Origin of the sequence: Lentzea sp. HUAS12, from assembly GCF_024125735.1 — a bacterium.
GTDB classification, from domain to species: Bacteria; Actinomycetota; Actinomycetes; order Mycobacteriales; family Pseudonocardiaceae; genus Lentzea; species Lentzea albida.
Window position 1 is genome coordinate 9,200,829 of record NZ_CP099738.1, and the last position, 21,031, is coordinate 9,221,859.

22 protein-coding genes and 1 tRNA gene are annotated in these 21,031 nt (G+C 70.4%); 14 read left to right on the forward strand and 9 right to left on the reverse strand.

Going from position 1 to position 21,031, the window contains the following annotated elements:
- Positions 1 to 58 precede the first annotated feature (58 nt).
- The 3 genes from ND450_RS43325 to ND450_RS43335 all read left to right on the forward strand — a co-directional run bounded on the left by ND450_RS43325 (position 59) and on the right by ND450_RS43335 (position 2,367).
- Positions 59 to 994, forward strand: coding sequence for a DUF1996 domain-containing protein (locus ND450_RS43325; RefSeq protein ID WP_253323743.1), 936 nt, complete (start codon positions 59 to 61; stop codon positions 992 to 994).
- Between the two features lie 120 nt (positions 995 to 1,114).
- Positions 1,115 to 1,666 (forward strand): sigma-70 family RNA polymerase sigma factor, encoded by a 552-nt coding sequence (locus tag ND450_RS43330; RefSeq protein ID WP_089913942.1) that lies wholly within the window; start codon positions 1,115 to 1,117, stop codon positions 1,664 to 1,666.
- Positions 1,663 to 2,367, forward strand: a complete 705-nt coding sequence (locus ND450_RS43335; RefSeq protein ID WP_089913939.1) for an anti-sigma factor — start codon at positions 1,663 to 1,665, stop codon at positions 2,365 to 2,367. The genes ND450_RS43330 and ND450_RS43335 overlap by 4 nt, the downstream gene beginning before the upstream one ends.
- Positions 2,368 to 2,416: 49 nt before the next feature.
- Here the strand turns inward: ND450_RS43335 and ND450_RS43340 are convergent, their stop codons facing one another.
- A complete protein-coding gene (locus tag ND450_RS43340) occupies positions 2,417 to 3,361 on the reverse strand; it encodes a zinc-binding dehydrogenase (protein WP_253323744.1) in 945 nt (314 codons plus the stop codon).
- A 167-nt stretch (positions 3,362 to 3,528) separates the two neighbouring features.
- Between ND450_RS43340 and ND450_RS43345 the strand changes: the two genes are divergently transcribed.
- Positions 3,529 to 4,317, forward strand: coding sequence for an oxygenase MpaB family protein (locus tag ND450_RS43345; protein ID WP_177229691.1), 789 nt, complete (start codon positions 3,529 to 3,531; stop codon positions 4,315 to 4,317).
- Here ND450_RS43345 and ND450_RS43350 read toward each other — a convergent pair.
- From ND450_RS43350 to ND450_RS43365, 4 genes are read right to left on the reverse strand one after another with little or no spacing between them, the layout of a single operon-like run.
- Positions 4,292 to 5,680 carry an aminobutyraldehyde dehydrogenase gene (locus tag ND450_RS43350; RefSeq protein WP_253323745.1) on the reverse strand — a complete coding sequence of 463 codons (1,389 nt, stop codon included), beginning with the start codon at positions 5,678 to 5,680 and terminating at the stop codon, positions 4,292 to 4,294. The genes ND450_RS43345 and ND450_RS43350 overlap by 26 nt on opposite strands.
- Positions 5,677 to 7,290, reverse strand: coding sequence for a thiamine pyrophosphate-binding protein (locus tag ND450_RS43355; protein ID WP_253323746.1), 1,614 nt, complete (start codon positions 7,288 to 7,290; stop codon positions 5,677 to 5,679). Before ND450_RS43355 ends, ND450_RS43350 begins: the two co-directional genes overlap by 4 nt.
- On the reverse strand, positions 7,287 to 8,225 hold the full coding sequence (speB, locus tag ND450_RS43360) for an agmatinase (RefSeq protein ID WP_253323747.1): 939 nt from the start codon (positions 8,223 to 8,225) through the stop codon (positions 7,287 to 7,289). Before speB ends, ND450_RS43355 begins: the two co-directional genes overlap by 4 nt.
- Positions 8,222 to 9,640, reverse strand: coding sequence for a sodium:solute symporter (locus ND450_RS43365; protein ID WP_253323748.1), 1,419 nt, complete (start codon positions 9,638 to 9,640; stop codon positions 8,222 to 8,224). Before ND450_RS43365 ends, speB begins: the two co-directional genes overlap by 4 nt.
- Before the next feature lie 81 nt (positions 9,641 to 9,721).
- Between ND450_RS43365 and ND450_RS43370 the strand changes: the two genes are divergently transcribed.
- The 9 genes from ND450_RS43370 to ND450_RS43410 all read left to right on the forward strand — a co-directional run bounded on the left by ND450_RS43370 (position 9,722) and on the right by ND450_RS43410 (position 17,635).
- A complete protein-coding gene (locus ND450_RS43370; RefSeq protein WP_253323749.1) occupies positions 9,722 to 11,101 on the forward strand; it encodes a PucR family transcriptional regulator in 1,380 nt (459 codons plus the stop codon).
- 143 nt (positions 11,102 to 11,244) lie between these two features.
- Positions 11,245 to 11,316 (forward strand) — tRNA-Glu (locus ND450_RS43375).
- A 119-nt stretch (positions 11,317 to 11,435) separates the two neighbouring features.
- Complete coding sequence (locus ND450_RS43380; RefSeq protein ID WP_089913914.1) at positions 11,436 to 12,098, forward strand: SAM-dependent methyltransferase; 663 nt, start codon at positions 11,436 to 11,438, stop codon at positions 12,096 to 12,098.
- Between the two features lie 27 nt (positions 12,099 to 12,125).
- A complete protein-coding gene (locus ND450_RS43385; RefSeq protein WP_253323750.1) occupies positions 12,126 to 13,589 on the forward strand; it encodes a LuxR C-terminal-related transcriptional regulator in 1,464 nt (487 codons plus the stop codon).
- Between the two features lie 131 nt (positions 13,590 to 13,720).
- On the forward strand, positions 13,721 to 14,023 hold the full coding sequence (locus ND450_RS43390; protein WP_253323751.1) for a hypothetical protein: 303 nt from the start codon (positions 13,721 to 13,723) through the stop codon (positions 14,021 to 14,023).
- Between the two features lie 36 nt (positions 14,024 to 14,059).
- Positions 14,060 to 14,686, forward strand: coding sequence for a DUF4383 domain-containing protein (locus ND450_RS43395; protein ID WP_253323752.1), 627 nt, complete (start codon positions 14,060 to 14,062; stop codon positions 14,684 to 14,686).
- A gap of 82 nt (positions 14,687 to 14,768) precedes the next feature.
- Positions 14,769 to 15,449: a M50 family metallopeptidase gene (locus ND450_RS43400; RefSeq protein WP_253323753.1), complete on the forward strand. Its 681-nt coding sequence runs from the start codon at positions 14,769 to 14,771 to the stop codon at positions 15,447 to 15,449.
- 61 nt (positions 15,450 to 15,510) lie between these two features.
- Positions 15,511 to 17,244 carry an arginine--tRNA ligase gene (gene argS, locus ND450_RS43405; RefSeq protein ID WP_253323754.1) on the forward strand — a complete coding sequence of 578 codons (1,734 nt, stop codon included), beginning with the start codon at positions 15,511 to 15,513 and terminating at the stop codon, positions 17,242 to 17,244.
- 73 nt (positions 17,245 to 17,317) lie between these two features.
- A complete protein-coding gene (locus tag ND450_RS43410) occupies positions 17,318 to 17,635 on the forward strand; it encodes a WhiB family transcriptional regulator (protein ID WP_089913899.1) in 318 nt (105 codons plus the stop codon).
- Here the strand turns inward: ND450_RS43410 and ND450_RS43415 are convergent.
- Together ND450_RS43415 and ND450_RS43420 are read right to left on the reverse strand one after the other, a co-directional pair.
- Complete coding sequence (locus ND450_RS43415) at positions 17,608 to 18,426, reverse strand: SigB/SigF/SigG family RNA polymerase sigma factor (protein WP_089913896.1); 819 nt, start codon at positions 18,424 to 18,426, stop codon at positions 17,608 to 17,610. The genes ND450_RS43410 and ND450_RS43415 overlap by 28 nt on opposite strands.
- Positions 18,423 to 18,791, reverse strand: coding sequence for an ATP-binding protein (locus tag ND450_RS43420; RefSeq protein WP_253323755.1), 369 nt, complete (start codon positions 18,789 to 18,791; stop codon positions 18,423 to 18,425). The genes ND450_RS43415 and ND450_RS43420 overlap by 4 nt, the downstream gene beginning before the upstream one ends.
- Positions 18,792 to 18,964: 173 nt before the next feature.
- On the opposite strand from ND450_RS43420, the gene ND450_RS43425 reads away from it, so the two are divergent.
- Entirely contained in the window at positions 18,965 to 19,633 is a 669-nt protein-coding gene (locus ND450_RS43425) for an ATP-binding protein (RefSeq protein ID WP_253323756.1), read from the forward strand.
- Here the strand turns inward: ND450_RS43425 and ND450_RS43430 are convergent.
- The gene (locus ND450_RS43430; protein ID WP_253323757.1) at positions 19,630 to 19,986 is read right to left on the reverse strand and encodes an STAS domain-containing protein; all 357 of its coding nucleotides are present in this window, start codon (positions 19,984 to 19,986) and stop codon (positions 19,630 to 19,632) included. The genes ND450_RS43425 and ND450_RS43430 overlap by 4 nt on opposite strands.
- 156 nt (positions 19,987 to 20,142) lie before the next feature.
- A complete protein-coding gene (locus ND450_RS43435) occupies positions 20,143 to 20,811 on the reverse strand; it encodes an ANTAR domain-containing protein (protein ID WP_253323758.1) in 669 nt (222 codons plus the stop codon).
- Positions 20,812 to 21,031 lie beyond the last annotated feature (220 nt).

Here is a 21,031-nt window from a genome sequence, read left to right on the forward strand (position 1 = left end):
CCGGACCAATTGAGACGGCTCGCTTCTGTTCGCCCGAACGGCTTGGCAGGCTGTGGTGGTGGCCCGGAACAAACCGGCGACCGTGGTCGTCGCGGTGGTCGCGCTGCTCGTGGTGGTGGGCTCCGCGGTTCTGCTGCGCGGCACGTCGAACGGCGCGCCGTCCGCTGACCAGTACGTGAGCGAGCTCGACCAGGTGATCACCGAACCGGAGACGGCGAGCGTCGTCGTCCGCTGCGGTGCGAACGAGGACCGCCACCTCAACGCCGACAACCCCGTCGTCTCGCCGGGCATCCCTTTCGGCGCTCACCACACGCACGAGTACGTCGGCAACAGGTCGGCCGATGCCATGTCGACCAACGACTCTCTCGCGGCCGCCCCCACCACGTGTGAGGACGACGACCGCTCGACCTACTACTGGCCAGTGCTGCGTCTGACCGACCGCACCGGCCACGACGCGCACGCGGACGGCGGCGGCCTGCACGGCAACACCGGCGAGGTGCTGAAGCCGAAGAGCGTGGAGATCCGCTACGACGGCAGCCCGGTGAGCCCGGTGCTGCCGATGCCGCGGTTCCTGCGCCTGATCACCGGTGATCCGGCGGCGTTCACCAACGACTACGGCCCGAACACGCGCGCCCGGTGGGGCTGCTCGGACCAGCCGGGCCGCTACACGACGAAATACCCGTTGTGCGGGAACGCGACCACCCTGCGCACCTATGACTTCGGCAGCTGCTGGGACGGCAACAACACCGACAGCGCCTCGCACCGCACGCACGTGGTGTTCCCCCTGGCCGGCGGCATGTGCCCGGCGAGGACGTTCCCGATCCCGCGACTGCGCGTCACCGTGGGCTACGACGTTCCCGCAGGTCATCCGTTCGCGATCGACAGCTTCAAGGAAGAGCTGCGCGACCCCGCGACCGACCACGGCATGTACGTCAACGTCATGTCGCAGGCGCGGATGGCGGAGCTCGTCGGGCGGCTCAACCGCTCCCGCTAACATCCGGCGTTCCTTTTAGTTGAAACCCGTTGAACCGAAGCTCTCCGCCGCTCGTGTGACGGCTGAGGTCTTGAACAGGACGCCCGCAAGAGGTGTTCGCGGGCGGGGAGGAGTGGGTGGATGGCGGCTTTGTTCTCCCGCAAACGGGAGACCGCGGCCGACGAGGCGCTGATCCGATCGCTCTACGAGGAGCACGGTCGGGCTCTGCTGGCGTACGCGACGCGGCTGACCGGCGATCGGGCGGCTGCCGAGGACGTGGTCCAGGAGACCCTTGTCCGAGCGTGGCGCCATCCCGACGCCCTCGTGAACGGCAAGGGATCGGTGCGCGGCTGGTTGCTGACCGTGGCGCGGAACATCGTCACGGACAGGGTGCGCGCGAAGGCGGCGCGGCCCCAGGAGGTGGCCGAGTCCCCGGCCACGCCCCCCGTCGAGCGCGACCACGCGGACCAGGTGGTTGACTCGGTGGTGGTGCTCGAAGCGCTCGACAGGCTGTCCTCCGACCACCGCGACGTGCTGATGGAGATCTACTTCCGCGGCCGGAGCGTAACGGAGGCGGCGGAGGCTCTAGGGGTGCCGCCTGGCACGGTGAAGTCGAGATCGTATTACGCGTTGCGAGCCTTGAGGGAGACCTTCGGAGGTCAGAAGGTCGCACTGAAGGGGGTGGCTGGATGACCACGCGGCACGACCCGCAACTGCTCGGTGCTTACGTTCTGGGAGCACTGGACGAGCAGGAGGTGCGCGAGATGGACGAGCACCTGACGTCCTGCCCCGACTGCGCGCGTGAACTCGAGGAGCTCCGCGACATGGAGGCCTTCCTCGGCGAGGTTCCGCCGGAGGCCATGCTGGACGGGCCGCCCGAGGGCGGCGATCTGTTGTTGCAGCGCACCCTGCGCCAGGTGCGTTCCGAACGGGGCGGCGTCGCACGGCGTCGTCAGTTCGCGCTGGGTGCCGCGGCGGCCGTGGTGGCCGCGGTGGTGCTGGGCGCCGGTGTCTTCGTCGGCAAGGCCACGTCACCCGATGTGACTGCCCTTCCCACTCCGACGGTGGCCCCGGACCCGGCGGGCACCAGGCTGGCCACGTTCACGGACCCGGTGACCAAGGCGTCGATGACGGTGAAGGTCGTCCCCGCCGCCGGATGGGTCCGCACGAACATGGCGATCAACGGCATTCCCGAAGGCGAGAAGTGCCGGATCTTCGTCGTGGCGAAGGACGGCAGCCGCCAGGAGGCGGGTTCCTGGGTGGTGTCCAAGAAGGGCGCCGCCGAGGGCACGAACCTGGACGGATCCGCGCTGGTCGACCCCAAGGACGTGAAGTCCGTGGTGGTCGAGAACTTCGAGGGCAAGAAGTTCGTCGAGGTGCCGGTACAGGCGTGAGAAGAAGGGACGAGGGGCCGCTTCCGCAGTCGGGAGGCGGCCCCTCTTCTCACGGCTTGAGCACGACTTTCCCGGCCGTGGTACGGGATTCCAGCGCCTCGTGCGCCTTCGGCGCGTCCCTCAGCGCGAACGGCGGGTGCACCAGCGGCACGAACCGCCCGCTCGCGAGCCCCGCCATCGACTCGTCCTCGAGCGCCCGCAGACCGCGCTTCATCAGCCCCGGCCCCAGCGCGACGGTCGCGGTGAGGCTGTTCGCGAACAACGCTTCTGTGCTGATCGGCGTCATCGCCCCGGACGCCCAGCCGTAGATGATCTGCCGCCCGCCCGGCCCCAGCGTCTTCAACGCCAGCGCGCCCGCCTCACCGCCGACGCCGTCCAGCACCACGGTCATGTCCTTGAGACCGTCCGCCCAGCCCGGCCGCGTGTAGTCGATGGCGGCGTCCGCGCCGTTGTCCATGACGAGGTCGAGCTTCTCGGTGCTCGCGAGCCCGATGACCCGCGCACCGACGTTGCGAGCCTCCTGCACGAACAACGCGCCCATGCCGCCCGCCGCCGACGTCACCAGCACCACGTCGTCCTGGGTCAGCTTCGCCGAGTCGAGCACCGCGACCACCGTGCGACCCGTGCCGATCATGGCGACGGCGGCCTCGAACGACACGTCGTCGGGCAACGCGTGCAACGCGGCCGTGGCGGCCACCGCGAGTTCCGCGTAGCCGCCGTTCGCCTGCCCGAGGTGCGCCACGACCCGGCGTCCCAGCCAGTCGCTCGGCACGCCCTCGCCCAGCGCCGTGACCACGCCCGCGACCTCACGTCCGGGCGTCATCGGGAACTCGACGGGCCCGAACCCGCCCTTGCGGATCGTGGTGTCGACCAGGTGCACGCCGGCCGCCGCCACCGTGACGCGGACCTGCCCCGCGGCGGGCTCCGGGTCGGGAACCTCCTCGAAGCGCAGGTTCTCCGCCGGGCCGAACTCGTACTGCCGAATCGCGAACATGCCGCTGACGCTAGGAACTCCACTTAAGTCGAGGTCAAGTGTCGTTCCCGGTGGCGTGGCGGAAGGGCGCCCCCTGCCGTTGGGTCGTGCGCCGACCGGGCCACACCGCTAGCTCGATCGGGTAGTGATCGTCGTCGACGGGTCCCGCGCCGGGTATTGATCATGGTGTGAGCCTGGGACCTGAGTCGGTGACGTGGCGGTTGGGCTGGTACACGCGGTTCGAGCTGGTGGTGCTCGGGCGCGCGGTGCTGATGCAGGTCGCGCACCCCGTCATCGCCGCCGCCGTGCGCGACAGCTACCGCGCGGACCCGTTCGCGCGGTTGACGGCGACCATCACGTCGTCGCAGCTGCGGTTGTTCGGCGGCGAGCAGGCCGAACCGGAGGCGGAACGGCTGCTGCGGGCCCACGCCCGGATCCCGGGCGCGGACGAGGAGCTGTTCCGCTGGGTGCACGCCACCAGCTTCGACTCGCTGCTCACGGCGTACCGGTTGCTGCGGCCCCGGATGCCCGCGATCCACGAGGAACGGCTGTACCGCGAGTGGCGGGAGACGGGGGAGACGCTCGGCATCAGGACGATGCCGGGCGATCTCACCGAGTTGCGCGACTACCTCGACGACGTGGTCGCCACGCAGTTGAAGAGCACCGATGGCGTGCACGAACTGCTGGACGCGTTCCAGCTGCGGACGGGCAGGGCGCCCGGCTCCGAACACCTGCCGCGCGCCCTGTGGCCGTTGGTGCGGCCCGTGGCGGCACGGGTGTTGCCGGACTTCTCCATCGGCACGCTGCCGGTGGCGTTGCGGGACAAGCTCGGTCTGGAGTGGACGGACCGGGACGAGCGCAGGCTGCGCCGGTGGATCCGCGCGATCCGGTTCGTCTCCGCGTTCGTGCCGGCGAGCCTGCTGCACTACCCGATGCCTTACCAGGCGATGGTCAGTGCGCGATCATCACGTGCTTGACGCGCGTGTAGTCCTCCAGGCCGTGCATCGAGAGGTCCTTGCCGTAGCCCGAGGCGCCGAAACCGCCGTGCGGCATCTCGGCGGTGACGAGTCCGTGCGTGTTGACCCAGACGATGCCGAAGTCGAGCCGTCCCGTCAGTGACGCGACCCGGCCGGTGTCCCGCGTCCAGATCGAGGACGCGAGCCCCTGCGGAACGCCGTTGGCCAGCGCGATCGCCTCGTCGTCGTCCGCGAACGACTGGACGGTGATCACCGGGGCGAAGGCTTCCTCCTGCACCAGTTCGTCGTCCTGGGTGAGGCCGGAGACGACCGTGGGTTCCAGGAAGAAGCCCTCGGAGCCGTGCCGCTTGCCTCCACAGTGGACGGTGGCGGGCGAGCGGGACAGCAGGCCGAGCACGCGGTCCAGCTGGGCCTGGCTGTTCAACGGCCCGAAGTCGGTGCCGGGGACCTGCGCCGACGCCGTCTTCACCAGTGCGGCGACGAACTCGTCGTGCACCGCCGCGTGCACCAGCACGCGTGACGCGGCCGTGCAGTCCTGGCCCGCGTTGTAGAAGGCGGCACCGACGATCCCCTCCGCCGCCGCGGTCACGTCCACGTCGTCGAACACCAGGACCGGCGCGTTGCCACCGAGTTCGAGGTGCGTGCGCTTCACGGTCGCGGCGGCGCCGCGGGCCACCTCGACGCCGGCACGGGTCGAGCCGGTCAGCGACACCATGGCGGGCACCGGGTGCTCGACCAGCAGCCGGCCGGTGTCGCGGTCGCCCAGCACGACGTTGAACACCCCTGCCGGCAGCACCTCGGAGGCCAGCCGCGCCAGCAGGACGGTGGACGACGGTGTGGTGTCGGCGGGCTTGAGCACCACCGTGTTGCCCGCCGCGAGCGCCGGGGCGATCTTCCACACGGCCATCATCAGCGGGTAGTTCCACGGCGTGATCTGCGCGATCACGCCGACCGGCTCACGCCGCTGGTACGAGGTGTGGCCGGCGACATATTCGCCCGCGGCGGCCGTGCCCAGGGCGCGGGCGGCACCGGCGAAGAACCGGATCTGGTCCACGCACTGGGGAATCTCCTCCTCCAGCAGCACCGACCGGATCTTGCCGGTCTCCCGGACCTCCGCGTCGGCGACGGCCTCGGCGTGGGCTTCCAGCAGGTCGGCGAGTTTCAGCAGCGCCTGCTGGCGCTCGCCGGGCGTGGTGCGCGACCAGGCCGGGAAAGCACGGGCGGCGGCCCGGACGGCGGCGTCGACCTCGGCCTCGCGCGAGACGACCGCGCGGCCGAACTCGGTGCCGGTGCCGGGATCGACGAGCGGGGAGGTCTCCCCGGCGGAGGCGGAGGTGCCGTTGACGAAGTTCGCGACGATCACGAGTTCTCCAGGTGCGTGGGAGCGAACATGCGCAACACCGCGGGCAGGACCACCACGTGCGGGCCGTCCCCGGCGAACGCCTCGGCGAGGTCCTCGCGCAGCGATTCGGGTGTGCTGCGGGTGGCGGGCACGCCGAACGCCGCGGCGAGCGCCACGAAGTCCGGGCGGGCCAGCTCGGTGCCGGTGGCCTGGCCGAACGCGTCGGTCATGTACTCGCGCAGGATGCCGTAGCCGCCGTCGTCGACGATCAGCCACACCACCCGCGACCCGTGCTGCGCGGCCGTCGCGAGCTCCGAGATCCCGTACATCGCGCCGCCGTCCCCGGACACCGCGAGCACCGGCCCGTCCGTCGCCGCCGCGACCCCGAGCGCGGCGGGGAACCCGTAGCCGAGTCCGCCCGCGCCCTGGGCGGTGAGCTGCGCGCCACCCCGCGGGTCCCACGCCGACCAGGCCCAGTAGGCGAGGATCGTCATGTCCCAGCAGGTCGGCGTGCCGTCCGGAACGGCCGCCCGCAGCGCGTCCAGCACCTGCCACTCCAGGTCGAGGCCCTGGGTCGTGAGGCGCTTGCGGACGTTCGCGAGCAGCCCCAGCACCCGTTCCTCGGCGAGACCGTCGGTCTTCCTCGGCCTCACGCCGGAAGCCAGGGCGCGCAACGCGTGGCGGGCGTCGGCGTGGATGCCGAGCGCGGGGTAGTTCGACTCCAGCTTGCCGAGGTCGGCCTCGACCTGCACGACGGTGCCGCGCGGCCGGAACGCCCGGTAGTTGCTCGACAGCTCGCCGAGGCCCGAGCCGACGACGAGCAGCACGTCCGCGTCGGCCAGGAACTCCGTGGTGTGCCAGTCCTCCAGCCACGACTGCGCGGACAGCGGGTGGTCCCAGGGGAAGTTCCCCTTGCCGCCGAACGTGGTCACGACCGGCGCCCGCAGCTTCTCCGCCAGCTCCAGCAGTTCCGCGGAGGCCCGCAGCGCGCCACCGCCCGCGAGGACCACCGGCCGTTCGGCGCCGTCCAGCGACCGCACGGCCTCCTCGACGAGTTCGGCCCGCGGGTGCAGCTCGCGCGGCGACCACGACACCGACGTCACCGGGGGCACGGAAGCGGGCGCCAGCAACACGTCCTGCGGTATCTCGACCCACACCGGCCCGTACGGCGCCGTCAGCGCGACCTCCCAGGCCTCGCCCAGCGCCGACGGGATCTGCGAGACCTGCCGGACGACCCGCGCGTGCTTCACGACGTCGCGGAACGACGCCACCTGGTCGGTCAGCTCGTGCAGGTACCCGCCCCGCACGCCGCCGAGCCCGGCGGACGGGATCTGCGACGAGATGCCCAGCACCGGCGCCGAGGCGGCCGCGGACTCCTGCAGCCCGGCCAGGGTCTGCAGCGCGCCGGGCCCGGTCGACACCAGCAGCGGCGTCACCGAACCGGTGGTCCGCGCGTGGCCGTCGGCGGCGAACGCGGCGTTGACCTCGGTCCGCGACCCGACGTACCGCAGCTCCGAGCGCCGCAGCGCGTCGAAGAGCCCGAGCGCGTGCTGGCCGGGGATGCCGAAGACCGTGTGCGCGCCCAGCGCCTCCAGGGTCTCGACGACGACGTCGCCACCGTTGCGCGTCACAAGCCCTCCTTCAACGCCAGCAAGCTCACCAGGTCGTACGCCACGTGGGAAGCCGCCACGGACGTGATGTCCGCGTGGTCGTAGGCCGGCGCCACCTCAACCACGTCCGCGCCCACCAGGTTCAGCCCCCTCAGCCCGCGGAGGATCTCCAGCAGCTCGCGCGACGTCATCCCGCCGGCCTCGGGCGTTCCGGTGCCGGGGGCGTGCGCCGGGTCCAGCACGTCGATGTCGACCGACACGTACAACGGGCGGGAACCGATCCGCTGCCGCAGCGCGTCCACGGTCTCGTCGACACCCCGCCGCATCACGTCCGACGACGTCACGATCCCGAACCCGAGCCGCCGGTCGTCCTCGAGGTCCTTCTTGCCGTACAACGGCCCGCGCGTGCCGACGTGCGAGATCGCCTCGGTGTCGAGGATCCCGTCCTCGACCGCGCGCCGGAACGGCGTCCCGTGCGTGTAGGGCTCGCCGAAGTACGTGTCCCACGTGTCGAGGTGCGCGTCGAAGTGCAGCAGCGCCACCGGCCCGTGGATCCGCGACACGGCCCGCAGCAACGGCAGCGCGATCGTGTGGTCGCCGCCGATGGTGACGAGCTTCGTGCCGTCGCGCTGCAGGTCGGACGCGGCACCCTCGATCGTCTCGATGGCCTCGCCGATGTGGAACGGGTTGACCGCGACGTCCCCGCCGTCGACGACCTGGAGGCGCTCGAACGGCGCCACGTCCAGACCGGGGTGGTAGGGGCGCAGCAGCCGGGACGCCTCCCGCACGGCCGCGGGCGCGAACCGCGCGCCCGGCCGGTACGAGACGCCCGTGTCGAACGGGACTCCCACCACCGCGACGTCCGCGTGCGCCACCTGGTCGAGGCGCGGCAGCCGGGCGAAGGTCGCGGGGCCCGCGTAGCGCGGGACCCGCGAGGAGTCGAGGGGGCCGATCATGCGTTCACCAGTTCCTCTTCCTCTGCCCGGCCCGCCACCCGGCGTTCCCAGCGCGCGAGCACCGCCGGGTCCGTCGCGGGTGTGGCCAGGCTGACCACCACGTACGTCACGAGCGACGCACCGAGGCTGTAGTAGATGGGCGAGTCGGCCAGCACACCGTCAACGATCATGAACGTGATCGACGTGAGCGCACCGACGGCCATCGACGCCATCGCGCCGATCCTCGTGCCGCGCTTCCACACCAGCCCGCCGATGATCGCCACCAGCAGCCCGCCGACGAGGATGTTGTAGGCGACCGTCAACGCGGCGACGACGTCGTTGAGGACCACCGCGATGCCGATCGCGATGACGCCGAGCACCAGCGTGAACAGCCGGTTGGAGTGGACGTCGGTCCTGCGCCGCCAGATGTCGTTCGCCGCCACGGTCGAACAGGCGATCAACGCACCGGACGACGTGGACATCATCGCCGCCAGCGCCGCCGCCAGCACGAGACCGCGGACACCGGTGGGCAGCAGGTTCTCGACCATCACCGCGAACGCCTCGTCCTTGTTCGCGATGTCCGGGTACAGCGCCTTGCCGGCCGTGCCGATCAACGCGCCCGCGACGGCGTAGACCAGGCAGTACAACCCGGACGTGATGCCGCCCCACGTCGCGACCTCTGGCGACTTGGCGGTGAACACCCGCTGCCAGATGTCCTGTCCGATGAGCAGACCGAAGACGTAGATCAACAGGAACGTGATGATCGTGCCGATGCCGATGTTGCCGACGTCGAACATCGCCGGGTCGTCCAGGCGTTCGCGCATCCCGTCGAACCCGCCCGCGGCGACGATGCTGACCGGGAGCAGCAGGAACAGGATGCCGATCGTCTTGATGACGAACTGGACGATGTCGGTCAGCGTGATCGACCACATGCCGCCGAGAACGCTGTAGAGCACCACGATGCCGCCGCCGATGATCACACCGACGGTCTTCGGCAGTCCGAAGAGGACGTTGAAGATGGTCGAGTACGCGATCGTCGACGTGACGGTCAGCATCAACGTGTACGCCCACATGACCGCACCCGACACGAGCGACGAGTTGCCGCCGTAGCGCAGATCGAGCATCTGGCTGACGGTGTACACCTTCAACCGGACGATCCGCCGCGCGAAGAGCGCGCTCAGCAACAGGATCCCGAGCCCGATCGCGAACACCATCCAGGCACCGGAGATGCCGAACTCGTACCCGAGCCCGACGCCGCCGATGGTCGACGCGCCCCCGAGCACGACGGCGGACATCGTCCCGGAGTACATGCCGAGCCCGAGCCGGCGCCCGGCTACCAGGTACTCGCTCTTGCTGGTGGCGCGCCGCATGCCCCACCAGCCCATGCCGATCATGCCGAGCACGTAGGCGGCGATCACCGCGTAGTCGAGAGCCACTGCCGACCTCCTTGGGTTGCAGGTCACAGTAGGAACGCGTGGTGGCGCCGGTAAGTGGTCGTTGTGCACAATCCCCAGGTCATGGTTGTGCACACCGTCCCACTGCGAGACCTGGTCGCGCGAGCCGGCCTCGGTCTGACCGTCCTCTGTGGAGCCGACGGGCTGGACCGGCCGGTCCGCTGGGCGCACGTGTCCGAACTGGAGGACCCGACGCCGTACCTGGTCGGCGAGGAACTGCTGCTCACGGCCGGCGTGCGTTTCCCAGCGGACGTGTCCGCCTACGTGTCCGGTCTCGTGTCGTCCGGCGTCTCGGCGATCGGGTTCGGCGTCGAGCCGGAGTTCCCCACCGTGCCGGCGTCGCTGGTGGAGGCCTGCGCGGCGCGGGGCATGCCGCTGCTGGAGGTGCCGCCGTCGACGCCGTTCCTCGCCGTCTCCCAGGCCCTGGGCGCGCTGCTGGCCGAGATCGCCGTGCGGGAGCAACGGCTGCTCGCCGACAGCCAGCGAGCCCTGACCCGGGCCGCGACGCGCGTCCGTCCCGTCGAGTCGGTGCTGACCACCCTGGCCGTGGTCCTGAACTGCCGCGCCGACCTCGTGGACCCCGCGTCCGCACCTCCCGACGTGGCGTCACTCGTCGGACGGGTGTCCTCCGGCAGGGGACCTCGTTCGGCTTCCGCCCAGGTGGGTGAAGACCACGTGACGCTGGACCCGGTGGAGTCCGCGGTGCTCGTGGTGCGCCGCCCGGCACCGCTGTCCCCGGCGGAACGAGCCGTCGTAGCGGTGGCGCTGGCGCTGCTCGGCCTGCTGCGGCGCGACCTGGAGGGCGAACGGGGCCTGCTCGCCCGCCTGGCGGCCTCGGCCCTGCTGCGCCCGCGGGTGTCCGGCCTGCCCGGGGTGTTGGGGGAGAGTCCCTACCGGGTGGTGGCGGGGGAGTCGCGCGCGGACTACGACGTGCTGGCGGCGCGGTACGGGCCGCTGGTCTCGAAGGAGGGGGAGGGGTTCCTCGCGCTGGTGGCGGGCGGGGTGGAGGTGACGGGCCCGGTGGGGGTGTCGCCGCTCGGTGTTCCAGCGGATGCCGCCACCGCTCCCAACCCCGCCCCTTCCACGCCCCGGTCCGACATCGACGCCGCCGCGGCCGAGGCCACCGCCCTCCTCGCCCGCGCCAAGGCCACCGGCGAGCCCGCCCACCCCGCCTCCGGCCTGTCCTCCCTGGTCGACCCCGTCGCCGCCCGCGCGTTCGCCCGCCGCGAGCTCGCACCGCTCCTCGCGCGCCCCGAACTCGTGGACACGCTGCGGGCCTGGCTCGGGCAGCACGGCAGCTGGGACCGCGCCGCCGCGGTGCTCGGCGTGCACCGCAACAGCGTCCGGCACCGGATCTCACACGTGGCGCGGCTGCTCGGGCGGGACCTCGCAACGGCCGACGCCCGGGCGTCGCTGTGGCTCGCGCTGGAGTGGCTCGATTAATTGCTTTGCGGCCGGTGCGCGTTCTCGGTCATCATTGTTCCATGATCCGAGCAGACGAATGGGCCGGTGCGCCCTCCAAGCTGTGACCTGCTAGTTCACTTTCTTCTATTTTTGCGAGCATTTTCTTTTCAATGCTCGTCCTTGGCGTGTTCGTCTAGTGGTCAGGACGCTGGACTCTCAATCCGGAAACACGGGTTCGATCCCCGTACGCGCTACGTGGCCCGGTCTCAGTGGGGTGGACCGGGCCCGCCCGCACAGGGGTCCATGTCAGACGGACCCAAAGAATCTTCGAAAACTTCGCCCGAATGGTCTAGGCGCCAGTTACGCTCTGCGAATGGCTGCGGTCCCCGCCTTCGCCCGGTACGAGGTCGACGTGCGTCGGCCGAACGCCGCGCGCATCCATGACTTCTACCTCGGCGGCGCGCACAACTACGCCCCGGACAGGGCGTTCGCCAAGCAGGCCGTCCGGATCGACCCGGAGCTGCCTGCCAGGACGCGGGCCCAGCGGACGTTCCTGCGCCACGCCGTCCGCCACTGCTGGGCCGCGGGCGTGCGCCAGTTCCTCGACCTCGGCTCGGGCATCCCGACGTGCGGTGCCACGCACCAGACGCTGCCCGACGCGCGTGTGGTCTACGTGGACTCCGACGCGGTCACGGTCGCGTTCTCGCGTGGACTGCTGCGCGGCGAACCACGGGCGTGCGCCATCGAGGCCGACCTGCGCCGTCCCGACCAGGTGCTGCGGCATCCGGGCGTGCTGTCCCATCTCGACCTGCGCGAGCCGTACGCGGTGTTGATGGTCGACGTCCTGAGGTACGTCGACGACACGACGGGGCCCGGTCGGGTCGTGCGTCGTTATCGGCACGCGTTGCCCGCCGGCGGGTTCCTCGTGGTGTCGCACCCGACACCGGTGGAGCAGCTCATGGAGGGCCTGGAGATCGAGGCGCCGGCCGTCGTGCCGGGCGCGTACGCGGGGATCGGGCGCAAGGGCAGTATCTGAGCGGTGTCCGTCCCCTCCTAACCGAACGTGCGGGAAGCGCTGGAACGGGCGAGGGCGTTGCGGTCGGTCGGCCGGCCGCGGGACGCGGCCTCCGAGCTGCGCAAGGCGCTCGCGACCGCGGACGACCGGTGCGAGCTGCTGTACCTGTTGTGGGACTGCCAGTTCGTGCTGGGCGACCGGGCGGCGGCGCACGAGACCCTGCTGGAGGCCAGGGGACTGGCGCGCGGGCCGATGGTGCAGCGCGTCGCCGTCGCCGAGGCCAGCTGGCTCATGTCCGAGGGCGAACACGCCGGCGCCGTGCGGCTCCTCTCGTTGTTGGAGATCGACGACGAGACGGTCCGTGCGTACGCGTTGAGCGTGAGGGGTGTGTGCGAGGCGTTCCTCGGTGACGTGCAAGCCGGTGTGGTGTCGCTGGAGGAGGCCCGTTCGGCCGCGCACCGCAGCGGGTCCGTTCGTGAACTGTGCCGTGCCGTGGGCAACCTGACCTACGTGCTCAGCAGCTCCGGGCAACACGAGCGCAGCGCGCGCATCGGCATAGAAGCGTTGACACGGTTGAAAGTCCAGGGTCTCGCGCCGACGTTCAGCGCCGTCCTCCGCTACAACCTCGCGACCAGCCTGCTCGCCCTCGGGCGCTGGCAGGAGCTGGACGCGCTGGAGGTCCCGGACGCCATCCCCGGCAACAAGGCCGCGCGGATCCTGCTGTGCCAGGCCGAAGCCGTCGCCCTGCGCGGCAGGGACCCCGACGACCTGGTCGAGGAGGCCGGGAAGGCGATCGACGGCCCGGACGCCCTGTTCGCCGCCCAATGCGCGTACACCCGAGCCGTCGCGGCACGGACCCGCGGCCGGTTCCGGGTCGCGGTGGAGCTGTGCCGCGAGACCGTCGCCGACCTGCCGGACTCGTTGACCGCCGGTGAGGTGCTGCGGCTGTGCGCGGAAGGTCTCGGCGCCGCGCGCGACCTGCAGGCGGCGGGCGGACGGGTGAGGAAGCTCGACGATCCCGTTGCCGTGGAACGGGAACTGCTCTCCCGGCTGCCCGAGCCCCGCGGGCCGGAGGACGAGGTGTGGCACCGGGTCGCGCTGGCCGAGGCGGGCCGGGACTCGTGGGACGAGATCGCGGTGGCGTGGGACCGGCTGAAGATGCCGTACCAGGCCGCGTACGCGCGAACCCGTTGGGGCGAACCGGAAGCGCTGCGCCACGCCGACCGCGCCGCGGAACGGCTGGGCGCGCGTCCGCTGGCCGAGATGGTGTCACGGCAGGCGCGCAGGCAGCGCGTCCCGCTGCTGCACCAGGCCGCACCGAGGCTGGGCACGCTCACCCCGCGCGAACGCGAGGTGCTCGAACTCCTGGGGTGGGGCCGCACCAACAAGGAGATCGCGAACGAGCTGGTGCTCAGCGTGCGGACCGTGGGACTGCACGTGTCGCACGTGCTGGCGAAGCTCGGCGCCGGCAACAGGTCCGAGGCGGCGCGCATAGCCCGCGACCAAACCTAGGTATTGCTCCGGATGTGCCCGGAGGCGGTTCTGCGTTCTGCTTGTGGAGCACCAGGAGCGTGTTCAGAATTCCGGGGCGCCGAGCGGTGGGCGCGGCGTCCCGGAGCCCACCACTGCGAGGGGGAGTCCACATGAACCCGACCGATCCACCCACCGCCACGGAGCTCTGGGCCGTGCTGCACGTCGACGAGTTCCAGTTCCGCCTCGTCAAGCCCTGGAACCTCGACACGCTCGCCGCCGCACTGCGCAACGCCGCCGCGCGGGGCACGCAGATCGAGGTTCGTGCTTACACGGAACTGAACGCGGAAGTCAGCGTTCTGGTGAACCCCGCCCGTGCGCGCGTGGTGCACGTGGCCAAGAAGAACGTCGTCGTGGCCCGCAACGGCATGCCCGACGTCTCGGTGAACGGTTTGACGAACGTGAAAGCGGGGTAAACCGCCGGGCGACAGAAACGGAGCCTGGAGGGCGTCATGACCCACCGCATCAAGGTAGCCGGTCTGCAGCCGGTGCAGGTGCTGGCCGGACTGGCCGGTGTCGCGTTCATCGTGTTCGGCGTCGTGGGTTTCACGCGCACCGGGGTCGGCGACTGGGCCGCCCAGTCGTACGTGCTCGGGTTCTCGGTGAACCCGCTGCACAACACGGTGCTCGTGGCCGTCGGCGTGCTCGGCCTGCTGATGGCACTCGGTTCGGGCCTCGCCCGGCTGTACGGCTGGCTGCTGTTCGCCGGTTTCGCCGCGCTCTTCGTGTGGGACCTCATGATCACGGGGATCCTCGCCCAGAACCCGGCCGAGCAGTACGGCAACCCGCTCGCCGTCAACACGAACGACAACTGGCTGCACCTCGGCCTCGCCCTGTTCGGCCTGCTGCTCGCGGTCATGCCCGCGCGCCGCAAGCTGGTCGAGGACGAGGAGCCGGTCGACGACCACGTCGAGCCGCACGTGCTGCCCGAGCCGCGTTCGGAGGCGTTCCGCGGTGAGCGGGACACCACGCCGATCACCGAGCCCCTCCCCGCGGCCCGCAGGGAGCCGATCACGCAGGAGCAGGCGGTCGTCGACCCGAACACCGAGCGCGTGAACAAGGACAAGATCAAGCACTGACAGCAGCACGACCCCTGTCCGGCGCAGACGCGTCGTGAGAGCCCACATGCGGCTCTCACGGCGCGTCTGTTTCGATGTCGCGATGCCTTCCGAGCTGCTGACCGACGAAGTGCTGATCACGTGGGGGACGGCCCTGGCCGCCTTCCTGGCCGTCGCGCTCCACGGGATCTGGCGGGTCACCCGCAACGTCATCACCATCGCCCACGAGGGCGGTCACGCGTTGCTCGCCGTGCTGACCGGCCGACGGCTGAGCGGCATCAAGCTGCACTCGGACACCTCCGGCCTGACCGTGTCCCGCGGCAAGCCCCGCGGGCCGGGGATGGTGCTGACGGCACTGGCCGGGTACATCGCGCCCTCGCTGCTCGGCTTCGGGGCGGCCCTGCTGATCACCACCGAGCAGATCCAGCTGATGCTGTGGATCAGCATCGGGTTCCTGGCGGCGATGCTCGTGATGATCCGGAACGTCTTCGGAGTCCTGTCGATCATCGTCACGGGCGGGATCTTCTTCTTCGTGTCCTTCTACGCGTCTCTCGAGGTCCGGGACGCGGCCGCGTACGTGTTCGCCTGGTTCCTGCTGCTCGGCGGCGTCCGGCCGGTGTGGGAGCTGCAGGTCAAGCGGTGGCGGCGCCAGGCGCCCCGGTCCGACGCCGACCAGCTGGCGTGGCTGACCGGGGTGCCGGCGCTGGGCTGGGTGACGTTCTTCGGCGTGGTCAGCCTGGCCTCGCTGGTGGGTGGCGGGGCGCTGTTGCTCGGCCGGTGGTGAATCCGGTTTGGCGCGGGTGAAATACTCGGGCGAACAAGCCAGCGGGTGAGAGGTGGGTTCAGTGCTGCGTGGGGATGTCGGGCTCGAACTGGGCCAGCGGGTCGCGCGGGCGTTGCGCGTCGCCCTGGACGTGGACATCACCGCCGAGGAAGCGCTGATCCGACCGTCCAACCGAGACGGTGCCGACTACCAGTGCAACGTCGCGATGAGCCTCGCCAAGAAGGTCGGGAAGAACCCCCGCGAGGTCGCCTCGCTGATCGTCGAGCACCTCGACGCGGCGGACGCGGTCGAGGCGCCCGAGATCGCCGGGCCCGGCTTCATCAACCTGAAGCTGCGCCGGGAGTGGCTGGAGGCGCAGGCCGCGGCCCTGCTCGGCGACGACCGGCTCGGCGTGCCGAGGACGGACGAGCCGCGACGGATCGCCATCGACTACAGCAGCCCCAACGTGGCCAAGGAGATGCACGTCGGCCACCTGCGGTCGACGATCATCGGTGACGCGTTCTGCCGGCTGCTGACCTTCGCCGGGCACGAGGTGATCCCGCACAACCACCTCGGTGACTGGGGCACGCCGTTCGGCATGCTCATCGAGCACCTGACGGACGAGGGCCACGGCGCCGACCACGAGATCAGCGACCTCAACGCGTTCTACCAGCAGGCCAGGCAGAAGTTCGACAACGAGCCGGGGTTCGCGGACCGCGCACGGCGGCGGGTGGTGCTGCTGCAGGGCGGCGACGAGACGACGCTCGAACTGTGGCACGAGCTGGTGGGCGAGTCGCAGCGGCACTTCAACCAGGTCTACGAGATGCTCGAGATCGGTCTGTCCGCCGGGGACAACTACGGCGAGAGCTTCTACAACCCCTACCTCGCCGACACGATCACCGAGCTGCAGCAGAAGGGTCTCATCGAGACCAGCGACGGCGCGCTCTGCGTCTTCCCGCCCGGGTTCAGCAACCGCGAGGGCGACCGGCTGCCGTTGATCGTGCGCAAGTCCGACGGCGGGTACGGCTACGCCACCACCGACTTCGCCACCGTGCGGTACTGGGTGCGGGAGCGCAAGGTCGACGAGCTCATCTACGTCGTCGGCACGCCGCAGGCCCAGCACTTCCAGATGATCTTCGCGACGTCCAAGCAGGCCGGGTGGCTCGACGACGCGCACACCGCCGTGCACACCGGCTTCGGCACCATCCTCGGCTCCGACGGCAAGACGATCCGGACGCGGGCGGGGGGGACGATCAAGCTGATCGACCTCCTCACCGAGGCGATCAAGAACTCGTACGAGGTGATCCCGGAGACGTCCGAAGTGGAGGGTGCCGAGAAGGACGCCCTCGCCCGCACGATCGGCCTCGGCGCGGTCAAGTACGCGGACCTCTCCAACGACCGGGAGAAGGACTACGTCTTCACCTGGGACAAGATGCTCGCGACCACGGGCGACACCTCGGTGTACATCCAGTACGCCAACGCGCGCATCCTCTCGATCGGACGCAGGGTCGGGCGCGTTCCCGCCGCGGACGCCCCGCTCGTGCTGCAGGAGCGGGCCGAGCAGGCGCTGGCGTTGAAGCTGCTGCAGCTGCCCACCGCCGTCAACGCGGCCATCAGCGAGCTCGCGCCGCACAAGCTCACGACCTACCTGTTCGAGACGGCGACCGCGTTCTCGACGTTCTACGACAACTGCTCGGTGGCCAAGGCGGAGACGCAGGAACTGCAGGACTCGCGGCTGCACCTGTGCACGCTGACGTCCCGCGTGCTCACCTTGGGACTGTCCCTGCTGGGAATCGGGGCACCCGAAAGGTTGTAAGCAGGTTTATCCCTGCTCAAGCAGAGGTACGCAGAGATCGCAACTCTTTCCCCCAGCCCTTCAGGGAGTCGCGATGACCTGCACCACCCGTCTGCCCAAGCCGGTCACCGACGTGTGGGACTGGCAGATGGAAGGCCTGTGCCGCGGCCAGAACAGCGCGGTCTTCTTCCACCCCGACAACGAGCGCGGGTACGCGCGGGCGGCTCGGGAGGAGAAGGCCAAGGCGATCTGCGGGCACTGCCCGGTGCTCGCGCAGTGCCGCGCCCACGCGCTCGAGGCTCAGGAGCCGTACGGCGTGTGGGGCGGCATGGGGGAGGACGAACGGCGCCAGATCGTGAACGCGGCCCGGCGCCGTGTCCGCGCCTACTCCTCGAGCACGTCCCTGAGCTGACGCAACGTCTTCGCGAGCAAACGCGAGACGTGCATCTGGGAGATGCCGACCTTCTGCGCGATCTGCGTCTGGGTCATGTTGCCGAAGAAGCGCATGATCACGATCTTGCGTTCGCGCTCCGGCAGCTTCTCCAGCAACGGGTGCAGCGCCTCGCGTTGCTCGATCATGGCGATCTCGGGGTCTTCCTCGCCTATGGTCGAACCGAGCGAGATCGACGAGTCCTCCGACATGAGCATGTCGTCGAGCGACGCGCTCTGGTAGGCGTTGCCCGCCGCGAGACCCTCGTGGATCTCCTCGCGGGACAGGCCCAGGTGCTCGGCCAGCTCCGACGGAGTGGGCGCGCGGCCCAGCGACTGCGACAGGCGTGACGTGCCCGCGTTGATCGCCAGGTGCAGCTCCTTGAGCCGCCTCGGCATCCGCACCGACCAGCTGGAGTCCCGGAAGTACTTCCGGACCTCACCCATGATCGTCGGCACCGCGAACGACAGGAAGTCGCTGCCGCGCTCCGGGTCGAAGCGGTCGACCGCGTTGATCAGACCGACCGTCGCGACCTGCACCAGGTCCTCGTGCGGCTCGCCGCGGTGGCCGAACCTGCGGGCGATGTGCTGGGCGACCGGGAGGTGCTCCGTCACGAGCCTGTCCCGCAACGTGTCGCGCTTCGGGCCCGCGGGCGTGCCCGCGAGCTCGGCGAACAGCGGGGCCAGGTGGTCGTAGTCACCGGACCGGGAGGACTTGACCTCGGCCTCCGGCTTGGTCTCCTCGGTCTTGGTGGCCTCTTCCGCCCCGGTCACGCATCCACCGCCCCGGCGGTGGACTTCACGAGGCCGATGTGGACCACGAACCCTTCGGTCTCCTCGACCCTGGTCTGCACCGAGTCGACGAGCGCGGTGAGCACGCGCCAGCCGAAGCTGGCCTCGTCGGGGCCCGCCGCGGACTTCGCGGAGATCTTCGCGGAGACGTGGACGGCGCCCTTGTCGTCCACCGCGAAGTGGGCGCTGAGCACGGCGTCCTGTGCGGCGAGCGTGATCAAGGTCGAGCACGTCTCATCCACGGCGAGCTTCAGGTCCTCGATCGAGTCGAGGTCGAAGTCCTGCCTCATGGCGATGTCCGCCGCGACCGCACGCACGATGGACAGCTGCGTGGGGTCCGCGGCCATCCGAAGCTCGACGCCTGACAATTGAGTCACAGCCACCTCGTAGTCCGTTCTGCTGAAGGCCGGCATGTCCTGCCGTACCCGAATCGATCTCATTTCACACGCGCATTCGCACGTGTAGTGGCTTGGCGCCCCGGGAAATCCCCTGGCAGAGCCAACCAACGGGAGGGAGCGCTGTGCTGCTGCACGAGGACTACCTGGCCCTCCGCATCCCGGCAGATCCGCACGAGGTCGGGCCTGTGCGGCACCGCTTGCGGGAATGGCTGCGGGAAAGCGGTGTCGACGAGGACGAGGCGAGCGACCTCGTGCTCGCCGCGAGTGAAGCGATCAACAACTCCGTCGAGCACGCCTACCCCGGCCCCGCGCACGGCACCGTCGAGGTGCGCGCCCACGTCGATCCCGACGGGACCGCCGAGGTCGACGTCACCGACCACGGCCGGTGGCGCGTGCCGCCTCCGGCACTGACGACGCGCGGACGCGGGCTCCTGCTCATGCGGGAGAGCGTGGACGAAGTCGACGTCCTCCGCAGGGCGAGCGGTACGACCGTGCGCCTGCGCCGGGCGCGGACGTCCGTGCGGCCGGTGACCCGGGGCGCGCCCGAGTGCGACGTGCGAGTCCACGAGACCTCCTCCGGCGTCGTGGCGGTCGTCCGCGGGGACGTGCCCGCGGAGGCGGGTCCGTCGTTGCGCCGCACGCTCACCACGGCCGCTCGTGGCGGCACCGTTCCACTGACCGTCGACCTCAGCGGGCTCGGCGTGGAGAGGAGCGGAGTGAGACGAGCACTCCACGACGTCGCCGAGGCGCTCAGGGCGGCCGGTAACCGGCTCACCGTCCGGACGCTTTAACTCAGGGCCGAGTCGACCGAGCCGTGGAGGTTGAAGATCTCACCGAGACCGGTGGCCTCCAACGGCCGCGTCACGGCCCGGGCGGTCGCCACGACCTTGAGGGTCGCGCTCTGCTGCTGAGCGAGCTTCGCGGCCTCGACGAGCACCGCGAGCCCGGCGGAGCCGAGGAACGTCACACCGGTCATGTCCACCACGAAGGTGCCGCCGTCACCGAGCCCGTTGACCAGCGCTTCCCGCAACGAGGGCGCCGACACCATGTCGACCTCACCGGACACGGCGAGGACGGTGACTCCGGGCGCCGGCTGCCGCACCTTCAGCTCGATCTGCTCCGCACGTGGGTCTTGCACAGTCACCGAAGTACTCCCTCTCACATACAGGGAGCCGCCACGCAGCGGCCCCGGATGCGGCTGCTGGCTCAACCGCTGCGGACTCAACCGTACGGGAGAGTCCGCACGACAGGACAGGTCCTGGTGTCCGTACCCGGACAATGCTCGGTTCAAACCGAGATCTCAACTCCGCAGCGCCTTCCAGAGCCTCCGGGCCACCACACGTGCGGCGTCCGGCGGATCGGCTTCCTCTTCGGCGCCGTCCTCCAGCGTCCCGCCCACGGTCACGACCAGCGCCGTGGCCACGTCGCGCAGTTTCACGTTGGCGTGCTGGCTGGTGCGGACCAGCAGTTCGAAGGCCTCGCCCGGCTCGCACGACCGGGCGGCCATCACCAGGCCCTTCGCCTGCTCGATGTGCCGGCGGTGCTGAACCATCCGCGCCATCTGCTCGGCGCGCAGCACCTCGCCCGCGCAGAACTCGACGACCGCGGCCGCCGTCGCGACGAGCGGTTCGACCTCCTCGATCGCCTTGAGGTCCTCGACCCGCGGTTCGTGCGACAGGTAGACGGTCAGCACGATCGGGCCGCCGTCGCCCCAGCTGCCGGGTACCGCGACCACGTGCGTCCCGGCGACCTCCCCGGACACCTGCCGTTCATCGCGGGAAGCCTCGACGAGCGGTCCCGCGCCGCTCGTCAGCTGCTCCGCGTCCAGTTCCACGGCGACCCCGGTGGCCCGCAGCAACGTGCCGTCGGGCCACACGCTCAGCCCCACGCCCACGCAGCCGTCGAGCTGAGAGCACAGGTGGTCCATCAACCTGGAGATGAGCTCCGCACCGAATTTCACCTGGTCCACGCGTGGAGGTTAGCCCCGGCCGATCCCCGGTGGGCGTTGTGCGGTCATCGGGGTACGACGAACGGTTGCGCGAGCAAGGACCCCGAGATCCGTTCCACTTCGGACTGGAACAGCTCGGCGCGCCGATCGATCCAGTTAACGCTTTGGACCCGAACACGACACGTGTTCTGAACCACAGTCCGCCAGAATTCGTTCTCAGGGATAACGCCGAACCCCCGGC